25 protein-coding genes are annotated in these 26,754 nt (G+C 70.0%); 16 read left to right on the top strand and 9 right to left on the bottom strand.

What is annotated here, in order from left to right; translation table 11 throughout:
* Positions 1-172 precede the first annotated feature (172 nt).
* Complete coding sequence (locus tag LG391_RS25510) at positions 173-2,593, top strand: 1-deoxy-D-xylulose-5-phosphate synthase N-terminal domain-containing protein (protein ID WP_225770860.1); 2,421 nt, start codon at positions 173-175, stop codon at positions 2,591-2,593.
* A 4-nt stretch (positions 2,594-2,597) separates the two neighbouring features.
* Here the strand turns inward: LG391_RS25510 and LG391_RS25505 are convergent, their stop codons facing one another.
* Entirely contained in the window at positions 2,598-3,377 is a 780-nt protein-coding gene (locus tag LG391_RS25505; protein WP_225770859.1) for a 2-keto-4-pentenoate hydratase, read from the bottom strand.
* A gap of 66 nt (positions 3,378-3,443) precedes the next feature.
* Between LG391_RS25505 and LG391_RS25500 the strand changes: the two genes are divergently transcribed.
* From LG391_RS25500 to LG391_RS25465, 8 genes are all read left to right on the top strand, one after another.
* A complete protein-coding gene (locus LG391_RS25500) occupies positions 3,444-4,196 on the top strand; it encodes an SDR family oxidoreductase (protein WP_225770858.1) in 753 nt (250 codons plus the stop codon).
* Positions 4,197-4,282: 86 nt separating this feature from the next.
* Positions 4,283-5,020 (top strand): FadR/GntR family transcriptional regulator, encoded by a 738-nt coding sequence (locus LG391_RS25495; RefSeq protein WP_225770857.1) that lies wholly within the window; start codon positions 4,283-4,285, stop codon positions 5,018-5,020.
* Positions 5,021-5,149: 129 nt separating this feature from the next.
* The gene (locus LG391_RS25490) at positions 5,150-6,148 is read left to right on the top strand and encodes a tripartite tricarboxylate transporter substrate binding protein (RefSeq protein WP_225770856.1); all 999 of its coding nucleotides are present in this window, start codon (positions 5,150-5,152) and stop codon (positions 6,146-6,148) included.
* A gap of 22 nt (positions 6,149-6,170) precedes the next feature.
* Positions 6,171-7,190 (top strand): aldo/keto reductase, encoded by a 1,020-nt coding sequence (locus tag LG391_RS25485; RefSeq protein ID WP_225770855.1) that lies wholly within the window; start codon positions 6,171-6,173, stop codon positions 7,188-7,190.
* 37 nt (positions 7,191-7,227) lie between these two features.
* Positions 7,228-8,151 carry a sugar kinase gene (locus tag LG391_RS25480; RefSeq protein ID WP_225770854.1) on the top strand — a complete coding sequence of 308 codons (924 nt, stop codon included), beginning with the start codon at positions 7,228-7,230 and terminating at the stop codon, positions 8,149-8,151.
* 98 nt (positions 8,152-8,249) lie between these two features.
* Positions 8,250-8,882, top strand: a complete 633-nt coding sequence (eda, locus tag LG391_RS25475; protein WP_225770853.1) for a bifunctional 4-hydroxy-2-oxoglutarate aldolase/2-dehydro-3-deoxy-phosphogluconate aldolase — start codon at positions 8,250-8,252, stop codon at positions 8,880-8,882.
* Positions 8,879-9,385: a GNAT family N-acetyltransferase gene (locus LG391_RS25470; protein WP_225770852.1), complete on the top strand. Its 507-nt coding sequence runs from the start codon at positions 8,879-8,881 to the stop codon at positions 9,383-9,385. Before eda ends, LG391_RS25470 begins: the two co-directional genes overlap by 4 nt.
* Positions 9,386-9,411: 26 nt before the next feature.
* Positions 9,412-9,669, top strand: a complete 258-nt coding sequence (locus LG391_RS25465; RefSeq protein WP_225770851.1) for a hypothetical protein — start codon at positions 9,412-9,414, stop codon at positions 9,667-9,669.
* Between the two features lie 46 nt (positions 9,670-9,715).
* Here LG391_RS25465 and pgmG read toward each other — a convergent pair whose 3' ends face one another.
* The 7 genes from pgmG to LG391_RS25430 all read right to left on the bottom strand — a co-directional run bounded on the left by pgmG (position 9,716) and on the right by LG391_RS25430 (position 17,123).
* Positions 9,716-11,107: a phosphoglucomutase/phosphomannomutase PgmG gene (gene pgmG / locus LG391_RS25460; RefSeq protein WP_225770850.1), complete on the bottom strand. Its 1,392-nt coding sequence runs from the start codon at positions 11,105-11,107 to the stop codon at positions 9,716-9,718.
* A 26-nt stretch (positions 11,108-11,133) separates the two neighbouring features.
* Positions 11,134-12,456 carry a UDP-glucose/GDP-mannose dehydrogenase family protein gene (locus LG391_RS25455; protein WP_225770849.1) on the bottom strand — a complete coding sequence of 441 codons (1,323 nt, stop codon included), beginning with the start codon at positions 12,454-12,456 and terminating at the stop codon, positions 11,134-11,136.
* A 47-nt stretch (positions 12,457-12,503) separates the two neighbouring features.
* Positions 12,504-13,373, bottom strand: coding sequence for a UTP--glucose-1-phosphate uridylyltransferase GalU (gene galU / locus LG391_RS25450; RefSeq protein WP_225770848.1), 870 nt, complete (start codon positions 13,371-13,373; stop codon positions 12,504-12,506).
* Between the two features lie 160 nt (positions 13,374-13,533).
* Positions 13,534-14,106 carry a hypothetical protein gene (locus tag LG391_RS25445; protein ID WP_225770847.1) on the bottom strand — a complete coding sequence of 191 codons (573 nt, stop codon included), beginning with the start codon at positions 14,104-14,106 and terminating at the stop codon, positions 13,534-13,536.
* 17 nt (positions 14,107-14,123) lie between these two features.
* Positions 14,124-15,014: an Hsp33 family molecular chaperone HslO gene (locus LG391_RS25440; protein ID WP_225770846.1), complete on the bottom strand. Its 891-nt coding sequence runs from the start codon at positions 15,012-15,014 to the stop codon at positions 14,124-14,126.
* Between the two features lie 2 nt (positions 15,015-15,016).
* A complete protein-coding gene (argF, locus tag LG391_RS25435; RefSeq protein WP_225770845.1) occupies positions 15,017-15,943 on the bottom strand; it encodes an ornithine carbamoyltransferase in 927 nt (308 codons plus the stop codon).
* Positions 15,936-17,123 (bottom strand): aspartate aminotransferase family protein, encoded by a 1,188-nt coding sequence (locus LG391_RS25430; RefSeq protein WP_225770844.1) that lies wholly within the window; start codon positions 17,121-17,123, stop codon positions 15,936-15,938. Before LG391_RS25430 ends, argF begins: the two co-directional genes overlap by 8 nt.
* Before the next feature lie 199 nt (positions 17,124-17,322).
* On the opposite strand from LG391_RS25430, the gene rpmI reads away from it, so the two are divergent.
* From rpmI to pheT, 4 genes are all read left to right on the top strand, one after another.
* Positions 17,323-17,523: a 50S ribosomal protein L35 gene (gene rpmI / locus LG391_RS25425; RefSeq protein WP_034836893.1), complete on the top strand. Its 201-nt coding sequence runs from the start codon at positions 17,323-17,325 to the stop codon at positions 17,521-17,523.
* 18 nt (positions 17,524-17,541) lie between these two features.
* Positions 17,542-17,907 carry a 50S ribosomal protein L20 gene (gene rplT, locus LG391_RS25420; protein ID WP_034836891.1) on the top strand — a complete coding sequence of 122 codons (366 nt, stop codon included), beginning with the start codon at positions 17,542-17,544 and terminating at the stop codon, positions 17,905-17,907.
* 115 nt (positions 17,908-18,022) lie between these two features.
* Positions 18,023-19,099: a phenylalanine--tRNA ligase subunit alpha gene (gene pheS, locus LG391_RS25415; protein WP_225770843.1), complete on the top strand. Its 1,077-nt coding sequence runs from the start codon at positions 18,023-18,025 to the stop codon at positions 19,097-19,099.
* 28 nt (positions 19,100-19,127) lie between these two features.
* The gene (gene pheT / locus LG391_RS25410; protein WP_225770842.1) at positions 19,128-21,530 is read left to right on the top strand and encodes a phenylalanine--tRNA ligase subunit beta; all 2,403 of its coding nucleotides are present in this window, start codon (positions 19,128-19,130) and stop codon (positions 21,528-21,530) included.
* 139 nt (positions 21,531-21,669) lie between these two features.
* Here the strand turns inward: pheT and LG391_RS25405 are convergent, their stop codons facing one another.
* A complete protein-coding gene (locus LG391_RS25405; protein ID WP_225770841.1) occupies positions 21,670-22,785 on the bottom strand; it encodes a D-alanyl-D-alanine carboxypeptidase family protein in 1,116 nt (371 codons plus the stop codon).
* Between the two features lie 338 nt (positions 22,786-23,123).
* Here LG391_RS25405 and LG391_RS25400 point away from each other — a divergent pair, with 338 nt between their 5' ends.
* The 3 genes from LG391_RS25400 (at position 23,124) to clpA (ending at position 26,546) form a co-directional block, all read left to right on the top strand.
* Positions 23,124-23,657 carry a phasin family protein gene (locus LG391_RS25400; RefSeq protein ID WP_225770840.1) on the top strand — a complete coding sequence of 178 codons (534 nt, stop codon included), beginning with the start codon at positions 23,124-23,126 and terminating at the stop codon, positions 23,655-23,657.
* Between the two features lie 171 nt (positions 23,658-23,828).
* Positions 23,829-24,167, top strand: a complete 339-nt coding sequence (clpS, locus tag LG391_RS25395) for an ATP-dependent Clp protease adapter ClpS (RefSeq protein ID WP_034844418.1) — start codon at positions 23,829-23,831, stop codon at positions 24,165-24,167.
* 39 nt (positions 24,168-24,206) lie between these two features.
* Positions 24,207-26,546 (top strand): ATP-dependent Clp protease ATP-binding subunit ClpA, encoded by a 2,340-nt coding sequence (gene clpA / locus LG391_RS25390; protein ID WP_225770839.1) that lies wholly within the window; start codon positions 24,207-24,209, stop codon positions 26,544-26,546.
* The last annotated feature ends 208 nt before the right edge of the window (positions 26,547-26,754 follow it).

Raw genomic sequence — 26,754 nt, 5'->3', positions numbered from 1 at the left:
GTTCTCCGTCTCCGCTCTCGGACGATCGGCCCCCTTCGCCTCCTGCACGGCGGGGCGGCGGGATTCCGTCGGCCGGCGTCGCGCCGGTGGGAGCGCGCCGCCGTTGCGTCCGGTTCACTGACGTGCTCCTTAGCGTAAGGGCTGATCCGCAGCAGGGCGAGGGTGTCGGGCGATGGGGACGGTTGGTCGCAGGACGCGGGACGCACGCATCGAGACCGAAGGCGCGGCGGCGGCGGACCGGCTGCGCCTGCTCAAGGCGCTGGAGAAGAAGATCCTCTGGCTGTCCGCCTGGACGATCCACAACGCCAATCATCTCCGGCCCAACCCGGACGGGCTGAAGGTCGGCGGCCACCAGGCCTCGTCGGCCTCGCTGGTCACGCTGATGACCGCGCTCTATCTCGACGTGCTGCGGCCGCAGGACCGGGTGGCTGTGAAGCCGCATGCCAGCCCGGTGTTCCACGCCATCCAGTACCTGCTGGGCCAGCAGACGCGCGAGAATCTCGAGAATTTCCGCTCGCTCGGCGGGGCCCAGTCCTACCCGTCGCGGACCAAGGATGCCGACGACGTCGACTTCTCCACCGGCTCGGTCGGGCTCGGCGTCGCCATGACGCTGTTCGCCTCGATCGCCCAGGACTATGTCGCGCTCAAGGAGTGGGGCCGCGGGGCCAAGGCCGGCGGCCGCATGGTGGCCCTGCTGGGCGACGCCGAGCTCGATGAAGGCAACATCTACGAGGCCCTGCTGGAGGGCTGGAAGCACGACGTCCGCAACGTCTGGTGGGTGATCGACTACAACCGCCAGAGCCTGGATTCGATCGTCACCGAGCGCCTGTTCGCCCGCATCGACAAGCTGTTCGAGAACATGGGCTGGCGGGTGGTGACGCTGAAATACGGCCGGCTGCTGGAGGCCGCGTTCCGCCGCCCGGGCGGCGAGGCGCTGCGGCGCTGGATCGACGAATGCCCGAACCCGCTCTACTCCGCCCTGGTCTATCAGGGCGGGGCGTCCTGGCGCCGCCAGCTGCTGGCCGATATCGGCGGCGAGGCGGGCATCCCCGAGCTGCTGGCCGACCATGACGACGACGCCCTGGCCGCGCTGATGACCAACCTCGCCGGCCACGACATGGACACGGTGCTGGCGGCGTTCCACGGCATCGCCGACGACGTGCCGACGGTGTTCATCGCCTACACCATCAAGGGCTTCGGCCTGCCCTTCGCCGGGCACAAGGACAACCATGCCGGGCTGATGAACCCGGAGCAGATGGCCGCCTTCCAGGCCGGCCAGGGCGTGCCCGAGGGGCGGGAGTGGGAACCCTTCGCCGGCATCGACGACCTGGCCGACGAGCTGCGCGCCTTCCTCGCCGCCGTGCCCTTCGCGGCCGAGGGGCGCCGGCGCTACACCGCCGCCCGCATCCCGGTGCCGGCCGCGCTCGACGTCGCCCTGGCCGAGACCATGTCGACCCAGGAGGGCTTCGGCCGGATCATGGGCGAGCTGGCCAAGCGCGAGGATGCGCTGGCCGAGCGCGTGGTCACCACCTCGCCCGACGTCACCGTCTCGACCAATCTCGGCGGCTGGGTGAACCGCCGTGGCATCTTCGACCGGCATGTCCGCGCCGACGTGTTCAAGGAGCAGAAGGTGGTCTCGGCCCAGCGCTGGGGCATGTCGCCGGACGGCCAGCATGTCGAGCTGGGCATCGCCGAGAACAACCTGTTCATCAACCTCGCCGCGCTGGGCCTGACCCATTCGCTGTTCGGCGAGCGGCTGCTGCCGGTCGGCACCCTGTACGACCCGTTCATCGCCCGCGGCCTCGATGCGCTGAACTACGCCTGCTACCAGGATGCCCGCTTCATGCTGGTGGCGACGCCGTCCGGCCTGACCCTGGCGCCGGAAGGCGGGGCGCACCAGTCGATCGGCACGCCCTTGATCGGCATGGCCCAGGACGGCCTGGCCAGCTTCGAGCCCGCCTATGTCGACGAGCTGGCGGCGATCATGGCCTGGGGCTTCGACTACATGCAGCGCGACACGTCGGACCCGAAGGCCAGCGACTGGGTGCGCGACCATGACGGCGGCTCGGTCTACCTCCGTCTGTCGACCCGGCCGCTGGAGCAGCCCCGGCGCGACATGACCGAGGATTTGCGCCAGGCCATCATCGCCGGCGGCTACTGGCTGCGCCAGCCGGCGCCCGGCGCGTCGCTGGCCATCGCCTATACCGGGGCCGTGGCGCCGGAGGCGATCGCCGCTTTCGAGCAGGTGCTGGAGGACATCCCTGGCGCCGGCCTGCTGGCGGTGACCTCGGCCGACCGGCTGAATGCCGGCTGGCATGCCGAGCTGGCGGCGGTGCGCGCCGGCCATGCGGTCGAGCCCTGCCTGGCCCGGCAGCTGCTGGCGCCGCTGGCGTCGGACGCGGCGCTGGTCACGGTGCTGGACGGACATCCGGCGACCCTGTCCTGGCTCGGCGGCGTGCACGGCCACCGGGTCAAGCCGCTGGGCGTCGAGCATTTCGGCCAGTCCGGCACCATCCCGCAGCTCTACCGCAAATACGGGATCGACGCCGACGCCATCCTCGACGCCTGCGCCGCGGCCCTGCTGGGGCGGTGACCTTCTAGGTCTCCACCTCCACCCGGCCCAGCGCCTCGATCTCGATCGCGATTCGGGCGCCGGGGCCGGGCCATTGGGTCTGCACCAGGCTGCCCAGCAGCACGATCTCGCCGGCGACCAAGCCCCGGCCGCGACGGGCCAGGGTCCCGGCCAACCAGGCCAGGGCGTTCAGCGGATGGCCCAGCACGTCGCGGCCATGGCCGTGTCCGGCCTCGGCGCCGTCGACCCACATGCGGCCGGACAGGGCGGCCAGATCCAGGCTGCGCCAGTCCGCGACCGGCGGTCCCAGCACGCAGCCGGCCTGGAAGAAGTCGTCGGCCAGCAAAGTCGGCGCGCCCAAAGCGGCGAAATCGGCATAGCGGTCGTCGACCACCTCGATCGCTGGCAGCACCGATTCCACCGCCGCTTCCAGCGCGTCGCGGCCGTGCTCACCCGGCGGCAGGTCGCGGCCGATGCGGACCGCGATCTCGCATTCGACGCCGACCCGGGGATGCGCTGCCGCCGGGAAACGGCCGGGGCTCTCCTGGACATTCGCCTGGAAGATGCCGCCCTCGCAGGGCTCCGGGATGCCGAGAAAACGCGGCATCACCGGGGTGGTGCAGCCGATCTTCCAGCCGGCCCGCGGCCCCAGCCGGGCCGACAGTCGCTCATGCACCGCATCCTGCAGCCGGCGCGCGGCGGCGAGGTCCGGCGGGCGCAGCGCCTCCGGCAGGCCGGGGAAGGCGCCGGGCCGCAGCCGGTGGCCGGCCAGGACCCCGGCGGCAGAATGGCGATCGATTGCCATCGCGCACTCCATTGGTAGGGCTTTTATCCTCTGCTACGTTCATTCGTCGGACAAGCGGAGGATGCCATGGCCGGGGTGCTGCTCGTCACCGGCGCCGGACGGGGAATCGGCGCCGCCATCGCCCGGCTGGGCGCGGCCCGGGGCTGGCGCGTCGCGGTCAATTACGGCCGGTCGCGCGCGGCGGCGGAGGCGCTGGTGACGGAGATCGCGGCGGCGGGCGGCGAGGCCGCTGCCTTCGCCGCCGATGTCGGCGACAGCGCCGCGGTGGCGACGATGTTCGCGGACATCGACCGGGCGCTCGGCCCGGTCACGGCCCTGGTCAACAACGCCGGGGTGATCGGCCCGGTGACCCGGGTCGACGGGATGGACGACCCGCAGGGGCTGGCGGCGCTCTACGCCACCAACGTCTTCAGCATGTTCTACTGCAGCCGCGAGGCGATCCGCCGGATGTCGCGGCGCCGGGGCGGGCCGGGCGGCGTGATCGTCAACATCTCCTCGGTCGCGGCGCGGCACGGCGGGCTGCCGCAGGAGGTCGCCTACGCCTCGTCCAAGGGGGCGGTCGATTCCTTCACCACCGGCCTGGCGCGCGAGGTGTCGGCCGACGGCATCCGCGTCGTCGGCCTGCGTCCCGGCCTGACCGACACCGACATCAACGACGATCATGTCGGCGGCAAATCGGTGCTCGGCGCTGTCGCGCCGACCATCCCGATCGGCCGCATCGGCCGGCCGGAGGAGATCGCCGAGGCCGTGCTGTTCCTCTTGTCCGACGCCGCTTCGTACATGACGGCGACCACGATCGACGTGTCGGGGGGGCGCTGACCTCCCCTTATTTTTGTCAAATCATTGCAACGCGGGAGATTTCGGCGACAATGGCCCAGGATCCAAAGAAGGTCGAAGACCGCGGCATGAAGAAAAACGGTTATCCTTCCGCCGGCCTGCACGGCCGGGTGGTCCACGATATCGGAGCCCGGATCGTCACCGGGCAGATCCCTCCCGGAGACACATTGCCGAGCGAAGGCGAACTGGCCGAGACATACGGCGCCAGCCGCTCCGCTATCCGCGAGGCGGTGAAGGTGCTGGCCGCCAAGGGTCTGGTCGAGCCGCGGCGCCGCTCCGGCACCCGGGTACGGCCGCGCGAGGCCTGGAACCTGCTGGACCCCGACATCCTCGGCTGGCATTCGCCCGAGGCGCTGATCCCGAGCTTCCGCCGCGACCTGGTCGAGCTGCGCTGGGCGATCGAGCCGGCGGCGGCGGAGCTGGCGGCCCGCCGGTCGCAGCCCGAGGACCGGGCGCTGATCCAGGAGGCGCTCGACGAGATGGAGAGGGCCGGGGAGGATCCGAACGCCTTCTACCGCGCCGATGTCCGCTTCCACCTCGCCGTTTTCGCCGCCAGCCGCAACGCGCTGATCGAGCGGCTGAGCACCATCCTCGGGCCGCTGCTGACCATGAGCTTCCAGGCCCAGGCGCGGCGCAACCGGGCCTTCCCGCTGGCGGTCGGCGACCATCGCGCGGTCTATGAGGGCATCGCCGCCGGCGACGCCCGGGCGGCGCGCAAGGCGATGCAGTTCATCATGAACCAGAGCGCCCGCGAGCTGGAGGCGGCGAGCCCGGAGACGGCCATCGCCGCGGATGCCCCGGCCTGACCGGGGCGGGCGGCGCGGGTTGCCAGCGCCGCATTCCTCCGCGACAATTCCGGCCCACCGGGCGCTGCCCTGCGCCGCGCCCGGACCATAACAATCACATCATCGCTTGACCGACCCAGGGGGAGACGCATGACCAAGCTGCACGGCCTGTTCCGACGAACCGTTCTGCTCGCGGGCCTGACGGCCTGCTTCGCGCTGCCGGCCGGCATGGCCTCGGCGGCCGATGCCTTCCCGTCCCGGCCGGTGACGCTGGTGGTGCCGTTCGCGGCCGGCGGCTCGACCGACCTGATCGCCCGCATCATCGCCGAGAAGATGACCGAGGATCTCGGCCAGACCGTGATCGTCGAGAACAAGGCCGGCGCCGGCGGCAACATCGGCGCCGACGCCGTCGCCAAGGCCGATCCGGACGGCTACACCATCCTGATGGGCACGATCGCGACCCATGCGCTGAACCCCGCGGTCATGAAGCAGATGCCCTACGACCCGGTGAAGGATTTCGCGCCGGTGTCGCTGCTGGTGCTGGTGCCGAACGTGCTCGAGGTGAACCCCGAGCTGCCGGTGAAGTCGGTGCAGGAGCTGATCGCGCTGCTGAAGTCCAAGCCGGGCGAGTACAGCTACGCCTCCTCCGGCATCGGCACGCCGCTGCACCTGTCGGGCGAGCTGTTCAAGAGCCTCGCCGGCGTCGACATGGTGCACGTCCCCTATCGCGGCGCCGGGCCGGCGCTGAACGACGTGGTGGCGGGCCAGGTGCCGATCATGTTCGACAACCTGCCGTCCTCCACCTCCTTCATCAAGGCCGGGACCCTGCGGCCGCTGGCGATCACCACCAAGACCCGCTCGCCCAGCTTCCCCGACCTGCCGACGATGGAGGAGGCGGGAGTGCCGGGCTACGAGACCTACACCTGGAACGCGCTGTTCGCCCCGGCCGGCACGCCGCAGGCGGTGGTCGACCGGCTGAACGCCGCGGCGGTCAAGGCGGTGAAGGACCCGGCGCTGCAGCCGCGCCTGGCCGAGCTCAGCGCCAGCGTCGTCGGCTCCAGCCCGGACGAGCTGGCCAAGCACGTGACGTCGGAGCTGGCGAAATGGGCCCCGATCGTCGAGGCCTCCGGCGCCGCCGATTCTCAATAAGCACCCGACAGGAGCTCCGCCGATGCCGATCGATACCCGACGCCTGGGGCGCACCGATGTCGAGGTGACCACGCTCGGCTTCGGTACGGCGGCGCTCGGCGAGCTCTTCGTCAAGGTGCCGGAGCCGCAGGCCCATGCGACGCTGCAGGCGGCCTGGGACGCCGGCATCCGCTATTTCGACACCGCCCCCTGGTATGGGCTGGGCCTGGCCGAGCACCGGCTGGGCAGCTTCCTGCACGGCCAGCCGCGCGGCGACTTCCGCGTCTCCACCAAGGTCGGGCGCTGGCTCAAGCCGTCGCCCGACCCGGAGACCTTCCACTCCGAGAAATGGGCCGGCGGCCTGCCCTTCGACGTCGTCTTCGACTACGGCTATGACGGCATCATGCGGGCGGTGGAGCAGATCTGGATGCGGCTGACCCTGCCGCGGATCGACCTGCTGCTGATCCACGACCTCGACCTGCCGCACCACAAGACCGACGCCCGGGTGCGGGCCCATCTCGACCGGCTCTCCGCCTCCGGCTGGCGGGCGCTGGAGCAGCTGAAATCCTCCGGCGTGGTCGGCGCGGTCGGCGCCGGCATCAACGTCATGGGCATGATCCCGCGGCTGCTCGACGCCGCCGATCTCGACGCCTTCCTGGTGGCGATGCCCTACACGCTGATGGACCAGGAGCCGCTGGCGGAGGAGTTCCCGCTGTGCCAGCGGCACGGCGCCGGCATCGTCATCGGCGGCGTCTTCGCCTCCGGCCTCCTCGCCACCGGGCCGGTCGCGGGCGCCAAGTACAACTATCGCGACGCGACGCCGGAGGAGCTGGAGCGCTGCCGCAAGATCGAGCGGGTCTGCGCCGCGCATAACGTGCCGCTGGCGGCGGCGGCGCTGCAGTTCCCGCTCGGCCATCCCAGCGTCGCCTCGGTGATCCCGGGCGCGCTGTCGCCCGACCAGGTCACGCGCAACGTCGAGAATTTCCGCTACCCCATTCCCGCCGGGCTGTGGTCGGATCTGAAATCCGAAAGCTTGATTCGCGCCGACGCGCCGACGCCCTGACCCGGGACCGGCTGCGAGCCGGGAAGGGGTTGTGGTAATGCGGGTGGCATCGATCGGCGAGTGCATGATCGAGATCGCGGTGAAGCCGGGCGGCGACGCCCAGCTCTCCAGCGGCGGGGACACGCTGAACACCGCGGTGTACCTGGCCCGCCAGGGCGTCGCGGTCGACTACGTCACCGCGCTGGGCGACGATCCGTACAGCGACGAGATGCTGGCCCGTTGGCAGGCGGAAGGGGTGGGGACCGGGCTGGTGCCGCGCCTGCCCGGCCGGGTGCCCGGACTCTACATGATCCGCACCGACGATCGGGGCGAGCGGACCTTCCACTACTGGCGCGACCGGGCGCCCGCGCGGGAGGTCTTCGAGTTGCCAGGTGCTGGCGAACTGGCCCAGACGCTGGCCGGCTACGGCCTGCTCTATTTCTCCGGCATCACCCTGTCGCTCTACAGCGATGGCGGCCGCGACACCTTCCACGCGGCGCTGTCGGCGGCCAAGGCGAAGGGCGCGCGCATCGTCTTCGACGGCAACTACCGGCCGCGCGGCTGGCCCGACAAGGCCAAGGCCCAGGCCGTGTTCGCCCGGTTCCTGGCGCTCGCCACCCATGCCCTGCCGACCTTCGACGACGAGCAGGCGCTGTTCGGCGACGCTGACCCGCAGGCGACCATCGCCCGGCTGCGCGGCTATGGCGTCGGCGAGATCGCGGTGAAATGCGGCGGCGAAGGCTGCCACATCGCCACGGCCGAAGGCGTGACGCATGTGCCGGTGCCGCAGGTGGTGACGCCGGTCGACACCACCGCGGCCGGCGACAGCTTCAACGCCGGCTACCTGGCCGGCCGCTTCGCCGGGCTGGACCCGGCGGCCTCGGCCCTGCGCGGCCATCGTCTGGCCGCAGCGGTGATCGGCCATCGCGGCGCGGTGGTGCCGCGCGACGCCATGCCGGATTTTGCGGGCGGCCCTGCCTGATCCGAGGCGGATGACTCTCATCTGTCATCCACAATTTGCTAAGGTGCCGGCGCAACCCGAACGCCCGGCCCTTCACACCTGACCGATCGAGACCTGTCATGACCGTCGACGCCATCATCGCCCGCGCCCCGATCATCCCCGTGCTGACCGTCGAGACGGTGGAGGCGGCGGTGCCGCTGGCCCGTGCCCTGGTCGAGGGCGGCCTGCCGGTGCTGGAGGTGACGCTGCGCACCAAGGCCGCGATCGACGTCATCGCCGCCATGGCGGCGGAGGTGCCGGAGGCGATCGTCGGCGCCGGCACGGTGCTGAACCCGGCCGACCTCGACGCCTCGCGCCGCGCCGGCGCCGTGTTCGGCGTCAGCCCCGGCCTGACCCCGGATCTGGCGCGGGCGGCGGAGGGCTTTCCGTTCCTGCCAGGCGCGGTGACGCCGTCGGAGATCATGGCCGCGCGCGACCTCGGCTACGGCGTGCTCAAGTTCTTCCCGGCCGAGATCTACGGCGGGCAGTCGGCGCTGTCGGCCCTGGCCGGCCCCTTCGCCGGCATGCGCTTCTGCCCGACCGGCGGCGTCCGCGAATCCAACCTGCGGGCCTATCTGGCGCTGCCGAACGTCGCGGTGGTCGGCGGCACCTGGATCGCCGGCAAGTCCGAGGTGGCGGCCGGCGACTGGGCCGCAGTCACCGCCCGCGCCCGCCGCGCCGTGGCGATCGCCCGCGGCGAGGAGGAGGCGTGACAGAGGCGCCCGCCGTCACGCTGCGGGCAAGCCGGATCGAGGACGCGGGCGGCATAACCGAACTGCACAGCCAGCCGCGTTTCCGCTGGGGCACGCTGCGCCCGCCTTTCCCGTCCATGGAGGCCGTGCGGAAATGGCTGGCCGACCGGTCGCCGGACGACGTGCACATCGTCGCCGAGGCGGATGGCCGGATCATCGGCGATGCCGGGCTGCACCGCGGCAAGGGCCGCCGGGCCCATGCCGCCGTGATCGGCATGGGCGTGCATGACGACTTCGCCGGCGGCGGCGTCGGCACCGCGCTGATGGCTGCGCTGATCGACGCCGCCGACAACTGGCTGGACCTGAAACGGCTGGAGCTGACGGTCTGGACCGACAACGCGCCGGCCCTGGCCCTCTACTGCAAATTCGGCTTCGTCGAGGAAGGCGTGATGCGCGCCTACGCCTATCGCGACGGCGCCTATGTCGACGCCCTGGCCATGGCAAGGCTCAGGGGGATTGGATAGGGGGCGCTGCGGAGGGGGACTACGCAATGAGCGAAGACCGGAAGCCGGCCACGTGGAGGGTCGTCCTCGCGTATATTCTTGATTTCTTTACAGTGTTTTTCGGACTTGGCTATCTCATCGGATGGCTGACGGGCCAGTTGACCGACAACGGCTTCCAGCTGCACGGCTTTCCCGCCTTCGTGCTGTTTGCGCTGATGATCGCCTATTTCGTCGTCTGCCACCGCTATCTCCGCGGGACGCTTTGGCGCCATATCCTGGGCGCGCCGCGACCGCGGACGGCATAGCAGGCAGGGCCGGGTTCACCCTCAGTGAACCCGGCTGCGCGGAGACTCAATGCGCCGAGGCGGTGAAGCTGGGCTCGGCCAGGCCGCTCTGCTTCAGCTGGTCGACGATCTGGGCCTTCAGCCGCGCCAGCCCGGCCTCGTCGCCGCTCTCGGCGCGGGCCACCAGCACGTCCTGGGTGTTCGAGGCGCGCAAGAGCCACCAGCCGTCCGGCGTGGTCACCCGGGCGCCGTCGATGTCGTTCACATCGGCGCCGGCCTGGCGCAGCCGGGCCATCACCTCGTCGATCACCGCGAACTTCCGGCTCTCGTCGACCTGGAACCGCACCTCGGGGGTCGAGACGGTGCTGGGGAAGGTGTCGCGTAGCGCCGCCAGCGTGCCGCCGCTGCGGCTGACCTGGGCCACCAGACGCACGCCGCAATAGAGAGCGTCGTCGAAGCCGTACCACTTGTCGGCGAAGAAGATGTGGCCCGACATCTCGCCGGCCAGCGGCGACTTCACCTCGGCCATCTTCGCCTTGATCAGGGAATGGCCGGTCTTCCACATCAGGGGATTGCCGCCCAGCTTCGCGATCGCGTCGAACACGGTCTTGCTGGTCTTGACGTCGGCGATCACGGTGCCGCCGGGGTGCCGCGGCAGCACGTCGATGGCGTAGACCGCCACCAGCATGTCGCCCGGGATGATCCGGCCCTGGCCGTCGATCGCGCCGATGCGGTCGGCGTCGCCGTCGAAGGCGATGCCCAGGTCGGCCCCGACCTCGGCCACCTTGGCCTGCAGCGCCACCAGGTTGTCCGGGATGGTCGGGTCCGGATGATGGTTCGGGAAGCGGCCGTCGATCTCGTCGAACAGCAGGATGTGCTTGCCCGGCAGCGTCGCGGTCAGGCGCCGCAGCACCTCGCCGGCGGCGCCGTTGCCGTTGTCCCAGACCACGGTCAGGTCGCGGGTGCCGTCATAGTCGCGCCGCAGCCGCTCGACATAGAGGTCGCGCAGGTCGAGATCGCTGACCTTGCCGTCGCCCGTCTCCAGGTCGCCGGCGGCGGCGATGCGGCCGATCTCCAGGATCTGGTCGCCATAGACCGCGCCCGAGCGCAGCACCATCTTGATGCCGTTGTAGTCGGGCGGGTTGTGCGACCCGGTGACCATCACCCCGGCATCGGCGTCCAGGTGCTTCTGGGCGAAGTACAGCATCGGCGTCGGCCCCAGCCCGACCCGCACGACCTCGAGCCCGGTCGAGGCCAGGCCCTGGACCAGCGCCGCCTCCAGCTCCACCGAGCTCAGCCGGCCGTCATAGCCGACCACCACCTGCCGGCCGCCCTTGCGCTTGACGATGGTGCCGAAGGCCGCGCCCACCGCCCGGTAATCGGCGGCGTTCAGCGTCTTTCCGATGACGCCGCGGATGTCGTATTCGCGCAGGACGGTGGGATGGAAGCTGTGGGTCATGATCGGGGGACGGTCCTTGAAGAGTTTCAGCCGGCCGAGCCCGGGATCGGGCGGCCGATGCTGTGATAGCGGAAGCCGGCCGCCTGCATGTCGGCCGGCTTGTAGACGTTGCGCAGGTCGACGAAGACCGGGCCACCCATCAGCGTGACCATCCGCGCCGGGTCGAGGGCGCGGAACTCGTTCCATTCGGTCAGCACCACCACGCCATCGGCGCCGCGCAGCGCCTCATAGGCGCCGGTCGCGTAGTCGATGTCGCTCAGCAGCTTGCGCGCCTCCTTCATCGCCGCCGGGTCGTAGGCGCGGATCCGGGCCCCGGCCTTCTGCAGCGCCGGCACCACCGTCAGGCTCGGGGCGTCGCGCATGTCGTCGGTGTTCTGCTTGAAGGCGAGGCCCAGCACGGCGATGGTCTTGCCGGCGACGCTGCCGCCGAAGGCGGCGATCACCCGCTCCGCCATCTCGATCTTGCGGGCGTCGTTGACCTCGATGACGGTCTCGATCAGGCGCTGCGGCGCCCCGGCCTCGCGTGCGTTCTGAACGAAGGCCGCCGTGTCCTTGGGGAAGCAGGAACCGCCATAGCCCGGGCCGGGATGCAGGAACTTCGGCCCGATGCGGTTGTCCAGGCCGAGCGAGCGGGCGACGTCATGGACGTTGGCGCCGACCTGCTCGCACAGGTTGGCGACCTCGTTGATGAAGGTCACCTTCATCGCCAGGAAGCTGTTGGCGGCGTATTTGATCAGCTCCGCCGTCTCCAGTGCCGTGGTCACGATCGGCCGCTCGATCAGGTACAGCGGCCGGTAGACGTCGGACAGGACCTTGCCGGCGCGCTCGCTTTCGGCGCCGATGATCACGCGGTCCGGCAGCATGAAGTCGCCGATCGCCGAGCCCTCGCGCAGGAACTCGGGGTTGGAGGCGATGTCGAAATCGGCGTCCGGCCGGGCCCTGCGGATCGCCTCGGCGACCTTGCGGCCGGTACCGACCGGCACCGTCGACTTGGTGACGACGACGGCGTAGCCGGTCAGCGCCCGGGCGATCTCCTCGGCCGCGGCGAAGACAGAGGACAGGTCGGCATGGCCGTTGCCGTGCCGGCTCGGCGTGCCGACGGCGATGAACACCGCATCGACGCCGTCGACCGCCGCCGCCAGATCGGTGGTGAAGGACAGGCGGCCGGCGGCCGCGTTCTTCGCCACCAGCACATCGAGGCCCGGCTCATAGATCGGCATCTCGCTGCGCTTCAGCTGCTCGATCCGGCCGGCATCCTTGTCGACGCAGACGACGTCGTGGCCGAACTCCGAGAAGCAGGCGCCGGAGACGAGACCGACATAGCCGCTTCCGATCATCGCGATGCGCATGGGCGCACCATCTCCCTAGTTCCGCCGGCTGACCTCAGCCGGCCGGGTCACAGATAGCGGGCGACGGCCTCGCGCAGCGCGGCGGACAGGTCCGGCCGGTCCAGCCCGTAGGCCAGGTTGGCGGCGATGAAGCCGACCTTGTCGCCGCAATCGAAGCGGTCGCCCTCGAAGCGAACGCCGTGGAAGGGCTGGCTGCCGATCAGCCGGGCCATCGCGTCGGTCAGCTGGATCTCGCCGCCCGCGCCGCGCTCCTGCCGGTCGAGATGGCTGAACACCTCCGGCTGCAGGATGTAGCGGCCGACGACCGAGAGGTCGGACGGGGCGTCCTCCGGCTTCGGCTTCTCGACCAAGCCGGTGACCTCGGCCACCGTGCCGTCGTCCTGGCCGATGGCGAGGATGCCGTAGCGCGAGGTCAGCTCCTTCGGCACCTCGCGCACCGCGATCAGGTTGCCGCCATGGGCGCCGTAGGCCTGCACCATCTGCGCCAGCAGCGGGGTCCGGCACTTGAAGATCTCGTCCGGCAGCAGCACGGCGAAAGGCCGGTTGCCGACCAGGTGGCGGGCGCACCATACGGCGTGGCCGAGGCCCAGCGGCTGGGCCTGGCGGACGAAGCTGAACTGGCCGGGCGGCAGCTCGGCGTCGCGCGCGGCCTTCAGCTGCTCCGCCTTCTTGCGGGCTTCCAGCGTGGCGTAGAGCTCGGCGTTCTCGTCGAAATGGTCCTCCAGCGCGGTCTTGCCGCGGCTGGAGACGAAGACGAACTCCTCGATCCCGGCGGCTTTGGCCTCTTCGACGGCATATTGCAGCACGGGCTTGTCGACGACGCAGAGCATCTCCTTCGGCACCGCCTTGGTGGCGGGCAGCGACCGGGTACCGAGGCCTGCGACGGGGAAGACGGCGACCTTGACGGGCTCAGACATGAATGCCTTCTCTGAAACTCGGGACACCCGCTATGAACAACTCATATCCCGCCTTGTGCCACAGAGCGGGACGAAAAGAAAATCGGGTGGAGCCGGGGTCCGTTCCGGCCGGCCTCGGGGCGGCCCGGGGCGGTGACGGAACCGGGCCGGGCGATCACCGCTACGGCAGGACGAGAGGCGCCAGATACTGCCGGATATTGGCCTCGAACTGCCGGTCGAACTCGTTCATCCCGTCCTGCAGCAGGCCGGCCTCGGCGCGGGTCTGGTCGGCGACGCTGGAGCCGTCGGTCACGGTGGTCGACCGCTCGACCCGGACATCGGTGTAGCCGCCGGTGTAGCTGCCGACCGGGCCGACCTCCAGACGGGCCGCCAGCCGCAGGGTCAGCCTCTGCGAGGGCTGGTCGTTGAAGATCGAGGTCAGCCCGCCCTGGGTCGCCAGCTGCTCCCGGGTCAGGCTGGCCTCCTGGATGATCAGCTGCCCGGCGCCGGCGCGGCCGCCGGCCTGCAGGCGGGCGGCAGCCCAGCCGCGGATCGCCGCCGCCGGGCTCTGCACCGACTGCGTTGCCGCCGGCACCGAGCGGTCGACGGTGTCGATGCGGGCGAGGTTCAGCCGGATCGGCTGGCGGCCGGCGAAGCTGACCGGCGCCACGCTGGCCAGCTCCGGCCCGCCGCAGGCGGCGAGCAGCAGAAGGGCGGCGCCGGCAAGGAGGCTGCGACGGGTCGGGTGCATCATCGGATCCTCCGGATGGATCAGGCCGCGTACAGCGCCGCGAGCTGGTCCCGGTCGAAATCGTATCGGGTGTTGCAGAACTCGCAGGCGACCTCGACCCGGCCGTCGACGGCCAGGGCTTCGATCTCCGCCTTCGGCATCGACTTCAACATCGACGCCACCCTCTCGCGCGAGCAGCGGCAGGAGAAGCGCATCGGCTGGGGCGGGAAGACCCGGACGCCGTCCTCGTTATAGAGGCGGTACAGCAGCGCCTCGCCGGACAGGGCCGGCTGGGTCAGCTCGTCGTCGGTGGCGGAGCCGAGCAGCACCATGGCGCGGCGCCAGTCGTCCTCGCGGTCGGTCGGCACCTGCTTCTCGGGGTCGGGCAGCCGTTGCAGCATGATGCCGCCGCCGCGCCAGCCAGCCTCGCCATGCCGCACGGCGGAGCGCAGCCCGGCCTGCAGCTGCTCGGACTGCCGGAAATAATGCTGGGCGCATTCCCACAGCGTCTCGCCCGACAGCTCGACGATGCCCTGGTAGCGCTCGGTGTTCTCGCCCTGGTCGACGGTGAAGGCCAGATAACCCTTGCCCAGCAGCGCCGGCACCGTGGTGCCGGTGCCGGCCAGGCGGGACTCGTCGAACATGGCGTTGGCGCGGACCGCGCCGTCGCTGGTGACGTCGGCCACCACCAGCTGCACCGGCCCGTCGCCCTTGGCCTGCAGGGTGAAGACGCCTTCGTATTTCAGGGCGCTGGCCAGGAGGGCGGTCAGCACCACCGTCTCGGCCAGCAGATGGGCAACCGGCTCGGGGTAAGCATGGCGGCCGAGGATGTCGTCGAGCAGCGGCCCGAACCGGACCAGCCGGCCGCGCAGCCCCGACGCCTCGATCTGGAAGGGGAGGACGAGGTCGTCCCCCCCGGTCTGTACCGCCATCGTCACTTCGCCTCCAGGGCCCCCAGGCACCACAAGAGGATGCCCTTCTGGGCGTGCAGGCGGTTCTCCGCCTCGTCCCAGACCACCGATTGCGGGCCGTCGATCACCCCGTCCGTCACCTCCTCGCCGCGATGGGCCGGCAGGCAGTGCATGAACAGGGCGTCGGGCTTGGCCTGCGCCATCAGCCGTTCGTCGACCTGGTAGGGCCGCAGCAGGTTGTGGCGCGACGGCGCGTCCTTGTCGCCCATCGACACCCAGGTGTCGGTGACCACCAGGTCGGCGCCGCGCACCGTCGTCTCCGGGTCGGTGCCGACCGAGACGCGGGCGCCTTCGCGATGCGCCCACTGGATCAGGTCGGCCGGCGGCGACAGCTCGTCCGGGCAGGCCAGGCGCAGCTCGAAATCAAACATGCCGGCGGCGCGGATCCAGGAGCGGGCGACGTTGTTGCCGTCACCTGACCAGGCGGCGACGCGCCCGGCGATCGGCCCGCGCTTCTCCTCGAAGGTCATCACATCGGCCATCAGCTGGCACGGATGGGTCTCGTCGGTCAGGCCGTTGATCACCGGCACCGTCGCGTTCTCGGCCATCTCGCGCAGCCGGTCCTCGTCCGAGGTGCGCAGCATGATGGCGTCGACATAGCGCGACAGCACCCGGGCGGTGTCGCCGATGGTCTCGCCGCGGCCGAGCTGGATCTCGGTGCCGGTCAGCATCACCACCTCGCCGCCCAGCTGGCGCATCCCGACCTCGAAGGAGACGCGGGTGCGGGTCGACGGCTTCTCGAAGATCAGCGCCAGGGTGCGGCCGGCCAGCGGCTTCGACCGCTCGCCGCGCGGGTCGGTGCGCTTCAGCTCGATCGACCGGTCGATGATCTGCCGCAGGTCGCTCTTGGACAGGTGATGCAGGTCGGTGAAATGCCGCACGTCAGCCATTCGCCACCGCCTTCGCCCGGGCGGCGCACACCTGGTCGAGGATCGAGACCGCCTCGGCGATCTCGGCCGCGCCGATGGTCAGCGGCGGCAGGATGCGGATGACGTTCTCGCCGGCGCCGACGGTCAGCAGGCCGGCGGCGCGCAGCTCGGGCACCATCTGGTCGCTCGGCTCCACGCATTTCAGCCCCAGCATCAACCCGGTGCCGCGCACCTCCTCCAGCACCGTCGGGTGGCGGGCGACCAGCGCCTCCAGCTCGGCCTTCAGCTGCCGGCCGGCGCGCTCCACCTGCTCGAAGAAGCCGTCGGCCAGGACGATGTCGAGCACGGCGTTGCCGATCGCGGTCGCCAGTGGGTTGCCGGCATAGGTCGACCCGTGCGTGCCCGGGGTCATGCCGCAGGCCGCCTCCTCGGTGGCCAGGAAGGCGCCGAGCGGGAAGCCGCCGCCGATGCCCTTGGCGACGCACATCACGTCCGGCGTGATCCCAGCCCATTCATGGGCGAAGAACCTGCCGGTCCGGCCGTAGCCGCACTGGATCTCGTCGAAGAACAGCAGCAGGCCGAACTCGTCACAGACGCGGCGCAGCTCGCGCAGATACTCCGGCGTTGCCGCCTTGATGCCGCCCTCGCCGATGATCGGCTCGATGCAGATCGCTGCGGTCTCGTCGGTGATCGCCGCGCGCAGCTCGTTCATGTTGCCCCAGGCCACCTGGTCGAAGCCCTCGACCAGCGGGCCGAAGCCCTTGATCAGCTTCTCGCCCTTGGCGGCCGAGATCGCGGCCAGGGTGCGGCCGTGGAACGAGCTGGTGACGGTGATGATCCGCCAGCGCTTCGGGTTGCCGCGGGTATAGTGATACTTGCGCACCAGCTTGGTGGCGCCCTCCCAGGCCTCGGCTCCGGAATTGGTGAAGAACACCGTGTCGGCGAAGGTGGCGTCGACCAGTCGCTGGGCCAGGCGCTCGCCCTCCGGGATCCGGTACAGGTTCGAGGTGTGCCAGAGCTTCGCGCCCTGCTCCTGCAGCGTCTTCACCAGATGCGGGTGGCAGTGGCCCAGCGCCACGACCGCGATGCCCGCCGCGAAGTCCAGGTATCGTCGCCCGTCCGTCCCGAACAGATACGCCCCTTCGCCCCGCTCGAAGGCGAGGTCGGCACGCGCATAGGTCGGCATGACAGCGGGAATCATGGACAGGCTCGCTGAGAGTGAGTCTCGGTCAGAGTCTCGTGGTTGCGGGAAGGAGGCGACTAAGCCCAGTTTATGCGGCGCTTGTCAACGCGCGCCCGTGCCGTTATAACGCGCGCTCCGTTCGGGTGGCGAGGCCGGGGTCCGATCCCCGGGGCATGCCCAACCACCCATTCACCGTCTTCCTTCGGAAGGACCGAAAATGCCCAAGATGAAGACCCATTCGAGCGCCAAGAAGCGCTTCCGGCTGACCGCCTCCGGCAAGGTCCGCTACAACTCGGCCTACCGCCGCCACCGCCTGCTGACCAAGACCAAGGCGGCGAAGGAGCGGAACCAGGGCACCAAGGTGATGTGCGACGCCGACGCGACGAAGGTGAAGCGCTATCTCCTGGTCAACGGCTGAGCAGAGGAGCGCTGAGCAATGGCACGAGTTTCCCGCGGCGTCACCAGCCACGCCCGCCACAAGAAGATCCTCAAGCTCGCCAAGGGCTACCGCGGCCGCGCTTCGACCAACTATCGCATCGCGATCGAGAAGGTCGAGAAGGCGCTGCGCTATGCGTATCGCGACCGGCGCAACAAGAAGCGCGACTTCCGCGGCCTGTGGATCCAGCGCATCAACGCCGGCGTGCGCGAGCACGGCCTGACCTATTCGAAGTTCATGCACGGCATCAAGCTGGCCGGCATCGACATCGACCGCAAGGTCATGTCCGACATCGCCACGCGCGATGCGGAGTCGTTTAAGGCCTTGGTCGATCAGGCCCAGGCCGCGCTCAAGAACGCCGCTTGATCCGACCCCGCCCCGGCGGGAACGGACAGAGCGAAAGGAAGCGGGGGTCGGGCCTGAGGGCTCGGCCCCTTTTTTCATGGCCGTTTCACGGTCGACGCCATCGAGGATGCAGGCGATGGAACAGGTAGAGACGCTAAAGCGCGAGGTGGCTGCGGCGCTGGCCCAGGCCCAGGATCTCGCGGCCTTGGACGCCGTGCGGGTCGCGGCGCTGGGCAAGAAGGGCAGCCTGACCGGCCTGATGGCGGGCTTGCGCGACCTCGACCCCGAGGCGCGCAAGGCCTTCGGCGCCGCACTGAACGTGGCCAAGGACGAGATCACCGCCCTGCTCGACGCCCGCAAGGCGGAGCTGGAGCGCGCGGCGCTGGACGCCCGGCTGGCGCGCGAGACGGTCGACGTCACCTTGCCGCCGCGGCCGGAGCGGACGGGCCGGATCCACCCGATCAGCCAGACCCGCGACGAGATGGTGGCGATCTTCGCCGAGATGGGCTTCACCGTCGCCGAAGGCCCGGACATCGAGGACGACTGGCACAACTTCACCGCGCTGAACATCCCGCCGGAGCATCCGGCGCGGCAGATGCACGACACCTTCTATCTGCCGGACCGGCCGGACGGGAAGGCGGCGGTGCTGCGCACCCACACCTCGCCGGTGCAGATCCGCACCATGCTGTCGCAGAAGCCGCCGATCCGCATCGTGGCGCCGGGCCGGACCTTCCGCTCGGACTACGACCAGACCCACACCCCGATGTTCCATCAGATCGAGGGGCTGGTGATCGACGAGGCCATCCATATGGGCCATCTGCGCGGCTGCCTGATCGAGTTCTGCCGCGCCTTCTTCGACGTGCCCGATCTGCCGCTGCGCTTCCGCCCCAGCTTCTTCCCCTTCACCGAGCCCTCGGCCGAGGTCGATATCGGCTGCTCGCGCAAGGGCGGCGAGCTGAAGCTGGGCAATTACGGCGACTGGCTGGAGATCCTGGGCTGCGGCATGGTCCATCCGAAGGTGCTGGAGGCCTGCGGCATCGATTCCACCCGCTACCAGGGCTTCGCCTTCGGCATGGGGATCGAGCGCCCGGCGATGCTGAAATACGGCATCCCCGACCTGCGCACCTTCTTCGAGGCCGATCTACGCTGGCTGAAGCACTACGGCTTCGTGCCGCTCGACGTACCCAGCCTGGCCACCGGCCTGACCCGCTAGTCCCGCCCGCCGCATCGAGACCGCGACCATGAAGCTGACCCTGTCCTGGCTCAAGGACCATCTCGACACCACGGCGTCGCTGGGCGAGATCACCGACGCGCTGACCAGCCTCGGCCTCGAGGTCGACGGCGTCGAGGACCCGGCCGCCGCCCTGGCGCCCTTCACCATCGCCTATGTCAAATCGGCGGTGCAGCACCCCAACGCCGACCGGCTGCGGGTCTGCATCGTGGATACGGGGAAGGGCGAGGTGCAGGTGGTGTGCGGCGCGCCCAACGCCCGCACCGGCATGAAGGGCGTGTTCGCGCCGGCCGGCGCCTACATCCCCGGCACCAAGGTGGACCTCAAGGCCGGGACGATCCGAGGCGAGGCCTCGAACGGCATGCTGGTGTCGGAGCGGGAGCTCGGCCTGTCGGACGAGCATGACGGCATCATCGAGCTGCCGGACGACGCGCCGCTCGGCGCCTCCTTCGCCGCCTGGCGCGGCCTGGACGACCCGGTGATCGAGATCGGGCTGACCCCGGACCGGGCCGATTGCGCCGGCATCCGCGGCATCGCCCGCGACCTCGCCGCCGCCGGCCTCGGCACGCTGAAGCCGATCGACGAGACGCCGGTCGAGGGCCGTTTCAGGACCGACCTGACCGTCGGCCTCGACTTCCCGGCCGATGCGGCCTCGGCCTGCCCGATGTTCGCGGCCCGGGTGTTCCGCGGGGTGAAGAACGGCCCCAGCCCGGCCTGGCTGCAGGCGCGGCTGAAGGCGATCGGCCTGCGGCCGATCTCGGCGCTGGTCGACATCACCAACTACTTCACCTTCGACCGCAACCGGCCGCTGCACGTCTTCGACGCGGGTAAGGTCAAGGGCGGCCTGCGGCTGCGGCTGTCGCAGGGCGGCGAGACGCTGGCGGCGCTGAACGACAAGACCTACACCCTTCCGCCCGGCGTCACGGTGATCGAGGACGACACCGGCCCGCTCAGCCTCGGCGGCATCATGGGCGGGGCCTCGACCGGCGTGTCCGACGAGACCACCGAGGTGATCCTCGAGGCGGCGCTGTTCGACCCGGTGCGCACGGCGATGAGCGGCCGGGCGCTCGGCATCAGCAGCGATGCGCGCTACCGCTTCGAGCGCGGCGTCGACCCGGCGGCGGTGGTCGCCGGCATCGAGCAGGCGACCCGGATGATCCTGGAGCTGTGCGGCGGCGAGGCCTCGCAACTGGTGATCGCCGGGCACGAGCCCGACTGGCGCCGGACCCTGACCCTTCGCCCCGCCCGGGTCGAAAGCCTGGGCGGCGTGGACGTGCCGCGCGAGCGGCAGGTGTCGATCCTGTCGGCGCTGGGCTTCGGCGTGTCGGACGGCGCGGACGGGCTGATCCAGGCGGCCGTCCCGTCCTGGCGCGGTGACGTCCATGGCGAGGCCGACCTGGTCGAGGAGGTGCTGCGGGTCAACGGCTTCGACGCCATCCCGGCGGTGCCGCTGCCGAAGCTGACGACGCTGACCCAGCCGGCGCTCAGCCCGGCGCAGAAGGCGCGCGAGCTGGTGCGCCGGACCCTGGCGGCCCGCGGCCTGGACGAGGCGGTGACCTGGTCCTTCATGGACGGGCGCGACGCCGGCTGGTTCGGCTTCCAGAACAGCGGGCTGAAGCTGCTCAACCCGATCGCGTCGGACCTCGACACGATGCGGCCATCGGTGCTGCCGAACCTGATCCGGGCGGCTGGGCGCAACGCCGCGCGCGGCCTGCCGGACGCGGCGCTGTTCGAGATCGGCCCGGCCTATCGCGACGCCACCGAGACCGGCCAGGCCATGGTCGCGGCCGCGGTCCGCTCGGGCCTCAGCGGCCCGCGCCACTGGGCGCAGCCGCCGCGGCCGGCCGACGTCTTCGACGCCAAGGCCGACGCGATCGCGGCGCTGGAGGCGGCGGGCGCGCCGGTGGCCAACCTCGCGGTCTCGACCGACGCGCCGGACTGGTACCATCCCGGCCGCTCCGGCTGCCTGCGGCTGGGCCCGACGGTGCTGGCGCATTTCGGCGAGCTGCACCCGGCGGTGCTGTCGGCGCTGGTGGTCGACGGGCCGGTGGTCGGCTGCGAGGTCTTCCTCGACGCCGTGCCGCAGCCGAAGAAGAAGGCCGGCACGGCCAAGCCGCTGCTGAAGCTGGCCGCCTTCCAGCCGGTGGTGCGCGACTTCGCCTTCGTGGTCGAGGATTCGGTGCCGGCCGACCGCATCCTCAAGGCGGCGAAGGGGGCGGACAAGGCGCTGGTCGCCGACGTCGCGCTGTTCGACGTCTATCGCGGCCCCGGTGTGCCGGAAGGCCGCAAGTCGCTGGCGCTTGCGGTGACGCTGCAGCCGGTCGAAGCGACCCTGACTGACGAGGCGATCGAGGCCGTGGGCAAGAAGATCGTCGCCGCGGTCGAGAAGCAGGGCGGCACGCTGCGGGGGTAGTCGCGGCGCTGCCTGTTCCACCCCTGCTTGTCATCACCGGGCTTGACCCGGTGATCCAGGGGCTGTCGACGGCAGCGCAAGCTGCCCCTGGATTGCCGGGGCAGGCCCGGCAATGACGATGAAGAGGGGCGGTTAAGCCTCAGCGGTGCCGGCGCAGCGGCCGCGGCTTGGGCAGGGGGATGTCGGCCAGGGCGCTCGGCACCGGCTCGTAGGCCACGCGCTGGGCCTTGGGGCGGGCCGCGGCGTGCAGCGCGATCATCGCGCCGATGCCGTCGGTCCCTGCGGATCCGTCATCCTCGGCGTCGCCCTCGCCTTCGGTCGCCGCCGCCAGCAGCGGCTCGTCCAGCACGTCCGGCCGGCGGTCCGGCAGCGGCGGCTGGAACGGGCTGGACGCCACCCGAGGCGCCGCCGCGGCCGGCGCCTCGGCGACATAGGCGCCGGTGCCCTCATGCGACTCGAAGGCCTCGTCCAGCAGCTCCGCCATCTTGGCGTTGCGGGCGATCGGGCTGGTGCCGCCGAAGATCACGCCGATCAGCCGGGTGCGGCCGCGCACGGCCGACGCCACCAGGTTGTAGCCCGCGGCCCGGATGTAGCCGGTCTTCATCCCGTCCATGCCGGCATAGGACTGCATCAGCCGGTTGTGGTTCGGGAAGTTGCGGCCGCGATAGCGGAAGTTCTTGGTCGCGAAATAGGGGTAGTACTGCGGATAGTCGTTGATCAGCGCGCGGGCCAGCACCGCCATGTCGTGCGCGGTCGAGACGTTGTCCGGGTCCGGCAGGCCGTTGGTCGAGGTGAAGGTGGTGCGGCTCATGCCCAGCGCCCGCGCCTGCTGCGTCATCATCCGCGTGAAGCGGGATTCGCTGCCGCCGATCGCCTCGGCCAGCACCACCGATGCGTCGTTGGCCGACTGGGTGACCAGGCCCAGGATCGCGTCCTCGACCCGGATGCGGGACCCGGTGGTCAGGCCCAGCTTGGTCGGCGACTGCGAGGCGGCATAGCTCGACACCGACAGCCGCGTGTCGAGCGTGAGGTCGCCGTTCTGCAGGCTGCGGAACGTCAGGTACAGCGTCATCAGCTTGGTCAGCGACGCCGGGTACAGCTGCTGGTTGGCGTTCTCCTCGTGCAGCACCTCGCCGGTGCGCGCGTCGATGACATAGGCAGCATAGCGCGACGCCGCCTCCGCCCGGGCGGGCAGAAGCGCCAAAGCGAGGCAGGCAAGAAAAACTGCCGCCGATCGCGCAACGATACCTGCCATGCCGACCCCCCGCCCACGCCGGTTGCGGATCTTGATTCAAGCGTGATTGCAGAAGTCTAAATTAACCCGTTGATTTTTGTCCATAAACCAATTCGTGAACACGGCAAAAATCTGCCGGCCGGTCCGGTGGGTCCGGTTGCAAACCATCCTGGCAGCATCGCCGATCCCGAGGCAATGCCCTTGGCCGGAGGTCCCGATTCGTCGGGCATGTTGCACTGCACAAAAAACGTTGACAGATCGAATCGATCTGCTCATAAAGGCGGCATGTTGCAGTGCAGCATGGCTGGGCGGCGCCCCGGGCGGCGACGGTCCGCTGCGAAGCATTTGGAGCCGTCGTCATGACCACCGCCAAGAGCCGTGCCGGCGCGAGCAAGCTCGCTGCCGTCGAGACCACCACCGAGACCGTGAGGGACACCGTGGCAGACACCGTCAAGGCCAGCCAGGCCGCCGTCGAGAAGAATGTCGCCCAGGGCCTCGCCCTGACCAAGGACCAGTTCGAGAAGGCGGCCCAGGCCGCGACCAAGAACTTCGATGAGCTGGTCGCCTTCGCCAAGGGCAATGTCGACGCCGTGTTCGCGTCGGCCGCCGTCTTCGCCCAGGGCACCGAGCAGCTGACCCGCGCCTGGTTCGCCCTGCAGCACGGCGCCGCCGAGCAGGCTGCCGAGGCGACCCGCTCGCTGCTCGCCGCCAAGACCCTGCGCGAGGTCGTCGACCTGCAGTCGGCCTACAGCAAGACCGCCTTCGACGGCTTCGTCGCCGAAAGCAGCAAGCTGTCGGAGCTGGGCCTGAAAGTGACCAACGACGCCGTGGCGCCGATCGCCGCCCGCGTCAACGTCGCGGTCGAGACCTTGTCTAAGCCGCTCGCCGCCTGATCCGGCTTCCTCCCCCGGATCAGCGGCCCCACGGCCCCGGCGACATCGCGTCGCCGGGGCCGTTCGCATTTCAGCTATCGCGTTCTTTCCGCATCGCGGGCCTACAACTCCGGGCCCCGCGGCACTATCATCATGATCGGGTTCAAAACCGGCAGCACGCATCCCATATCCATGAGCGACACCGAACGGAAGGATGATCGAGGAGGCGGCAACGACGCCGGCACCGGGGTTGTCGTTCAGACCAGGCCGCGGACGAAGAAGCCGTCCATGTACAAGGTCCTGATGCTGAATGACGATTACACGCCGATGGAGTTCGTCGTCCATGTCCTGGAACGCTTCTTCGCGAAGAGCCGCGAGGAAGCCACCACCATCATGCTCCATGTTCACCGTCGGGGTGTGGGCGTCTGCGGCGTTTTCACCTACGAGGTGGCGGAGACGAAGGTGGCGCAGGTGATGGACTTCGCGCGCCGCAATCAGCATCCTCTACAATGTATTCTTGAGAAGGCCTGACCAGAGGTCTGGCGGGCCCTCCCGGCATGGGGACGACCGATGCTCTCGCGGAATCTGGAGCAGACGCTGCACAGGGCCCTCGCTTTCGCCAATGAGCGACGGCACGAATACGCCACGCTCGAGCACTTGCTGCTGGCATTGTCCGAGGACCAGGACGCCGTCGCGGTGATGCGCGCCTGCGGCGTCAATCTCGAAAAGCTGCGCCGCGACCTCGTCGGCTATATCGACACCGAGCTCGCGACCCTGAAGATCGACGGGATCGAGGACGCGAAGCCGACCGCCGGCTTCCAGCGCGTGCTGCAGCGCGCCGCCATCCACGTCCAGTCCTCGGGGCGGGAGGAGGTGACCGGCGCCAACGTCCTGGTCGCCCTGTTCTCCGAGCGCGAGAGCCACGCGGTGTACTTCCTGCAGGAGCAGGACATGTCCCGCTTCGACGCCGTCAACTACATCAGCCACGGCATCGCCAAGGCCGGCGCCTCGGGCGGGGCGCGGTCGGGCGGCAGCGGGGCCGGTGAATCGCGCCCGGTCTCGGGCGCCGACGAGGATGCGCAGGCGGAGAAGGTCGTGAAGAAGGGCTCGGAGGCGCTCAGGACCTATTGCGTCAACCTCAACGAGAAGGCCTCGAAGGGCAAGATCGACCCGCTGATCGGCCGCGAGGCCGAGATCGAGCGGACGATCCAGATCCTCTGCCGCCGCTCGAAGAACAACCCGCTCTATGTCGGCGACCCCGGGGTCGGCAAGACCGCGATCGCCGAGGGGCTGGCCCGCCGCATCGTCGACGGCGAGGTGCCGCCGGTGCTGGCCGACGCCACCATCTTCGCCCTCGACATGGGCGCGCTCCTGGCCGGCACCCGCTACCGCGGCGATTTCGAGGAGCGGCTGAAGGCGGTGATGACCGAGCTGGAGAATCTGCCTGGCGCGGTGCTGTTCATCGACGAGATCCACACCGTGATCGGCGCCGGAGCCACCTCGGGCGGGGCGATGGACGCCTCCAACCTGCTGAAGCCGGCCCTGGCCTCGGGCGCGCTGAAATGCATCGGCTCGACCACCTACAAGGAATACCGGAACTATTTCGAGAAGGACCGCGCCCTGGTGCGCCGGTTCCAGAAGATCGACGTCAACGAGCCGTCGGTCGACGACACGGTCAAGATCCTGCAGGGGCTGAAGAGCTATTACGAGAAGCACCACCAGGTGCGCTACACCGCGGACGCGATCCGCACCGCGGTGGAGCTGTCGGCCCGCTACATCGGCGACCGCAAGCTGCCGGACAAGGCGATCGACGTGATCGACGAGGCCGGCGCCGCCCAGATGCTGCTGCCGCCGTCGCGCCGGAAGAAGACCATCGGCATGCGCGACGTCGAGGCGGTGGTGGCGAAGATCGCCCGGATCCCGCCGAAGAGCGTCAGCCGCGACGACAAGGCGCTGCTGCAGACGCTCGACCGCGACCTGAAGACGCTGGTGTTCGGCCAGGACCAGGCGATCGACGCCCTGTCGGCCGCGATCAAGCTGGCCCGCGCGGGCTTGAGGGAGCCGGAGAAGCCGATCGGCAACTACCTGTTCTCCGGCCCGACCGGCGTCGGCAAGACCGAGGTGGCGCGGCAGCTGTCCCGGCTGCTGGGCATCGAGCTGGTGCGCTTCGACATGTCGGAATACATGGAGCGGCATTCGGTCAGCCGGCTGATCGGCGCGCCCCCGGGCTATGTCGGCTTCGACCAGGGCGGGCTGATGACCGATTCGGTCGACCAGCACCCGCACTGCGTGCTGCTGCTGGACGAGATCGAGAAGGCGCATCCGGACGTCTTCAACATCCTGCTGCAGATCATGGATCACGGGAAGCTGACCGATCACAACGGCAAGTCGGTCGATTTCCGCAACGTCATCCTGATCATGACCACGAATGCCGGCGCGACCGAGCTGACCAAGCAGTCGATCGGCTTCGGCGCGACGCGCAAGGAGGATGCGGACAAGGAGGCGATCAACCGGATGTTCACGCCGGAGTTCCGCAACCGGCTCGACGCGATCATCCCCTTCGGCCATCTGACGCCGGAGATCGTGTCGCAGGTGGTCGACAAGTTCGTGATCCAGCTCGAGACCCAGCTGGCCGACCGGCACGTCACCGTCGAGTTGTCCTCGGCGGCGCGGCAGTGGCTGGTCAAGCGCGGCTATGACGAGCTCTACGGCGCCCGGCCGATGGCCCGGGTGATCCAGGAGCACATCAAGAAGCCGCTGGCCAACGAGCTGCTGTTCGGCAAGCTGGTCAAGGGCGGCCAGGTCCGGGTCGACGTGGCGGAAGACGGCGAGAGCCTGACCTTCGACTATGTCGAGAACCCCTCGGCCCCGGCCTCCGACGACGCGACCAAGGAGACCGAGCTGGCCTGAGCGGCGGCTGGGCGGAAGACAAGAGAGGGCGTCCTGCGGGGCGCCCTTTCTGTTTGGGGTCGGATCGGCGCTTTGCGTTGCCTCTCCCGCTTGCTCGACCTTTTCACAATGCCCCATCCCTCACTGTCATTGCGAGGAGGCGAAGCCGACGAAGCAATCCAGGGGCCGGTGCGCATGGCCCCTGGATTGCTTCGCTGCGCTCGCAATG

The sequence above is a fragment of the Inquilinus sp. Marseille-Q2685 genome (genome assembly GCF_916619195.1).
Lineage (GTDB): Bacteria > Pseudomonadota > Alphaproteobacteria > DSM-16000 > Inquilinaceae > Inquilinus.
This window is presented reverse-complemented; position numbering and strand designations above follow the sequence as displayed.

Excerpts from the sequence above, each read along its gene's own strand:
- LG391_RS25510 (WP_225770860.1), top strand. The coding sequence starts at position 173 with ATGGGGACGGTTGGTCGCAGGACGCGGGACGCACGCATCGAGACCGAA.
- LG391_RS25505 (WP_225770859.1), bottom strand. The coding sequence starts at position 3,377 with ATGGCAATCGATCGCCATTCTGCCGCCGGGGTCCTGGCCGGCCACCGG.
- LG391_RS25500 (WP_225770858.1), top strand. The coding sequence starts at position 3,444 with ATGGCCGGGGTGCTGCTCGTCACCGGCGCCGGACGGGGAATCGGCGCC.
- LG391_RS25495 (WP_225770857.1), top strand. The coding sequence starts at position 4,283 with ATGAAGAAAAACGGTTATCCTTCCGCCGGCCTGCACGGCCGGGTGGTC.
- LG391_RS25490 (WP_225770856.1), top strand. The coding sequence starts at position 5,150 with ATGACCAAGCTGCACGGCCTGTTCCGACGAACCGTTCTGCTCGCGGGC.
- LG391_RS25485 (WP_225770855.1), top strand. The coding sequence starts at position 6,171 with ATGCCGATCGATACCCGACGCCTGGGGCGCACCGATGTCGAGGTGACC.
- LG391_RS25480 (WP_225770854.1), top strand. The coding sequence starts at position 7,228 with ATGCGGGTGGCATCGATCGGCGAGTGCATGATCGAGATCGCGGTGAAG.
- eda (WP_225770853.1), top strand. The coding sequence starts at position 8,250 with ATGACCGTCGACGCCATCATCGCCCGCGCCCCGATCATCCCCGTGCTG.
- LG391_RS25465 (WP_225770851.1), top strand. The coding sequence starts at position 9,412 with ATGAGCGAAGACCGGAAGCCGGCCACGTGGAGGGTCGTCCTCGCGTAT.
- pgmG (WP_225770850.1), bottom strand. The coding sequence starts at position 11,107 with ATGACCCACAGCTTCCATCCCACCGTCCTGCGCGAATACGACATCCGC.
- LG391_RS25455 (WP_225770849.1), bottom strand. The coding sequence starts at position 12,456 with ATGCGCATCGCGATGATCGGAAGCGGCTATGTCGGTCTCGTCTCCGGC.
- galU (WP_225770848.1), bottom strand. The coding sequence starts at position 13,373 with ATGTCTGAGCCCGTCAAGGTCGCCGTCTTCCCCGTCGCAGGCCTCGGT.
- LG391_RS25445 (WP_225770847.1), bottom strand. The coding sequence starts at position 14,106 with ATGATGCACCCGACCCGTCGCAGCCTCCTTGCCGGCGCCGCCCTTCTG.
- LG391_RS25440 (WP_225770846.1), bottom strand. The coding sequence starts at position 15,014 with ATGGCGGTACAGACCGGGGGGGACGACCTCGTCCTCCCCTTCCAGATC.
- argF (WP_225770845.1), bottom strand. The coding sequence starts at position 15,943 with ATGGCTGACGTGCGGCATTTCACCGACCTGCATCACCTGTCCAAGAGC.
- LG391_RS25430 (WP_225770844.1), bottom strand. The coding sequence starts at position 17,123 with ATGATTCCCGCTGTCATGCCGACCTATGCGCGTGCCGACCTCGCCTTC.
- rpmI (WP_034836893.1), top strand. The coding sequence starts at position 17,323 with ATGCCCAAGATGAAGACCCATTCGAGCGCCAAGAAGCGCTTCCGGCTG.
- rplT (WP_034836891.1), top strand. The coding sequence starts at position 17,542 with ATGGCACGAGTTTCCCGCGGCGTCACCAGCCACGCCCGCCACAAGAAG.
- pheS (WP_225770843.1), top strand. The coding sequence starts at position 18,023 with ATGGAACAGGTAGAGACGCTAAAGCGCGAGGTGGCTGCGGCGCTGGCC.
- pheT (WP_225770842.1), top strand. The coding sequence starts at position 19,128 with ATGAAGCTGACCCTGTCCTGGCTCAAGGACCATCTCGACACCACGGCG.
- LG391_RS25405 (WP_225770841.1), bottom strand. The coding sequence starts at position 22,785 with ATGGCAGGTATCGTTGCGCGATCGGCGGCAGTTTTTCTTGCCTGCCTC.
- LG391_RS25400 (WP_225770840.1), top strand. The coding sequence starts at position 23,124 with ATGACCACCGCCAAGAGCCGTGCCGGCGCGAGCAAGCTCGCTGCCGTC.
- clpS (WP_034844418.1), top strand. The coding sequence starts at position 23,829 with ATGAGCGACACCGAACGGAAGGATGATCGAGGAGGCGGCAACGACGCC.
- clpA (WP_225770839.1), top strand. The coding sequence starts at position 24,207 with ATGCTCTCGCGGAATCTGGAGCAGACGCTGCACAGGGCCCTCGCTTTC.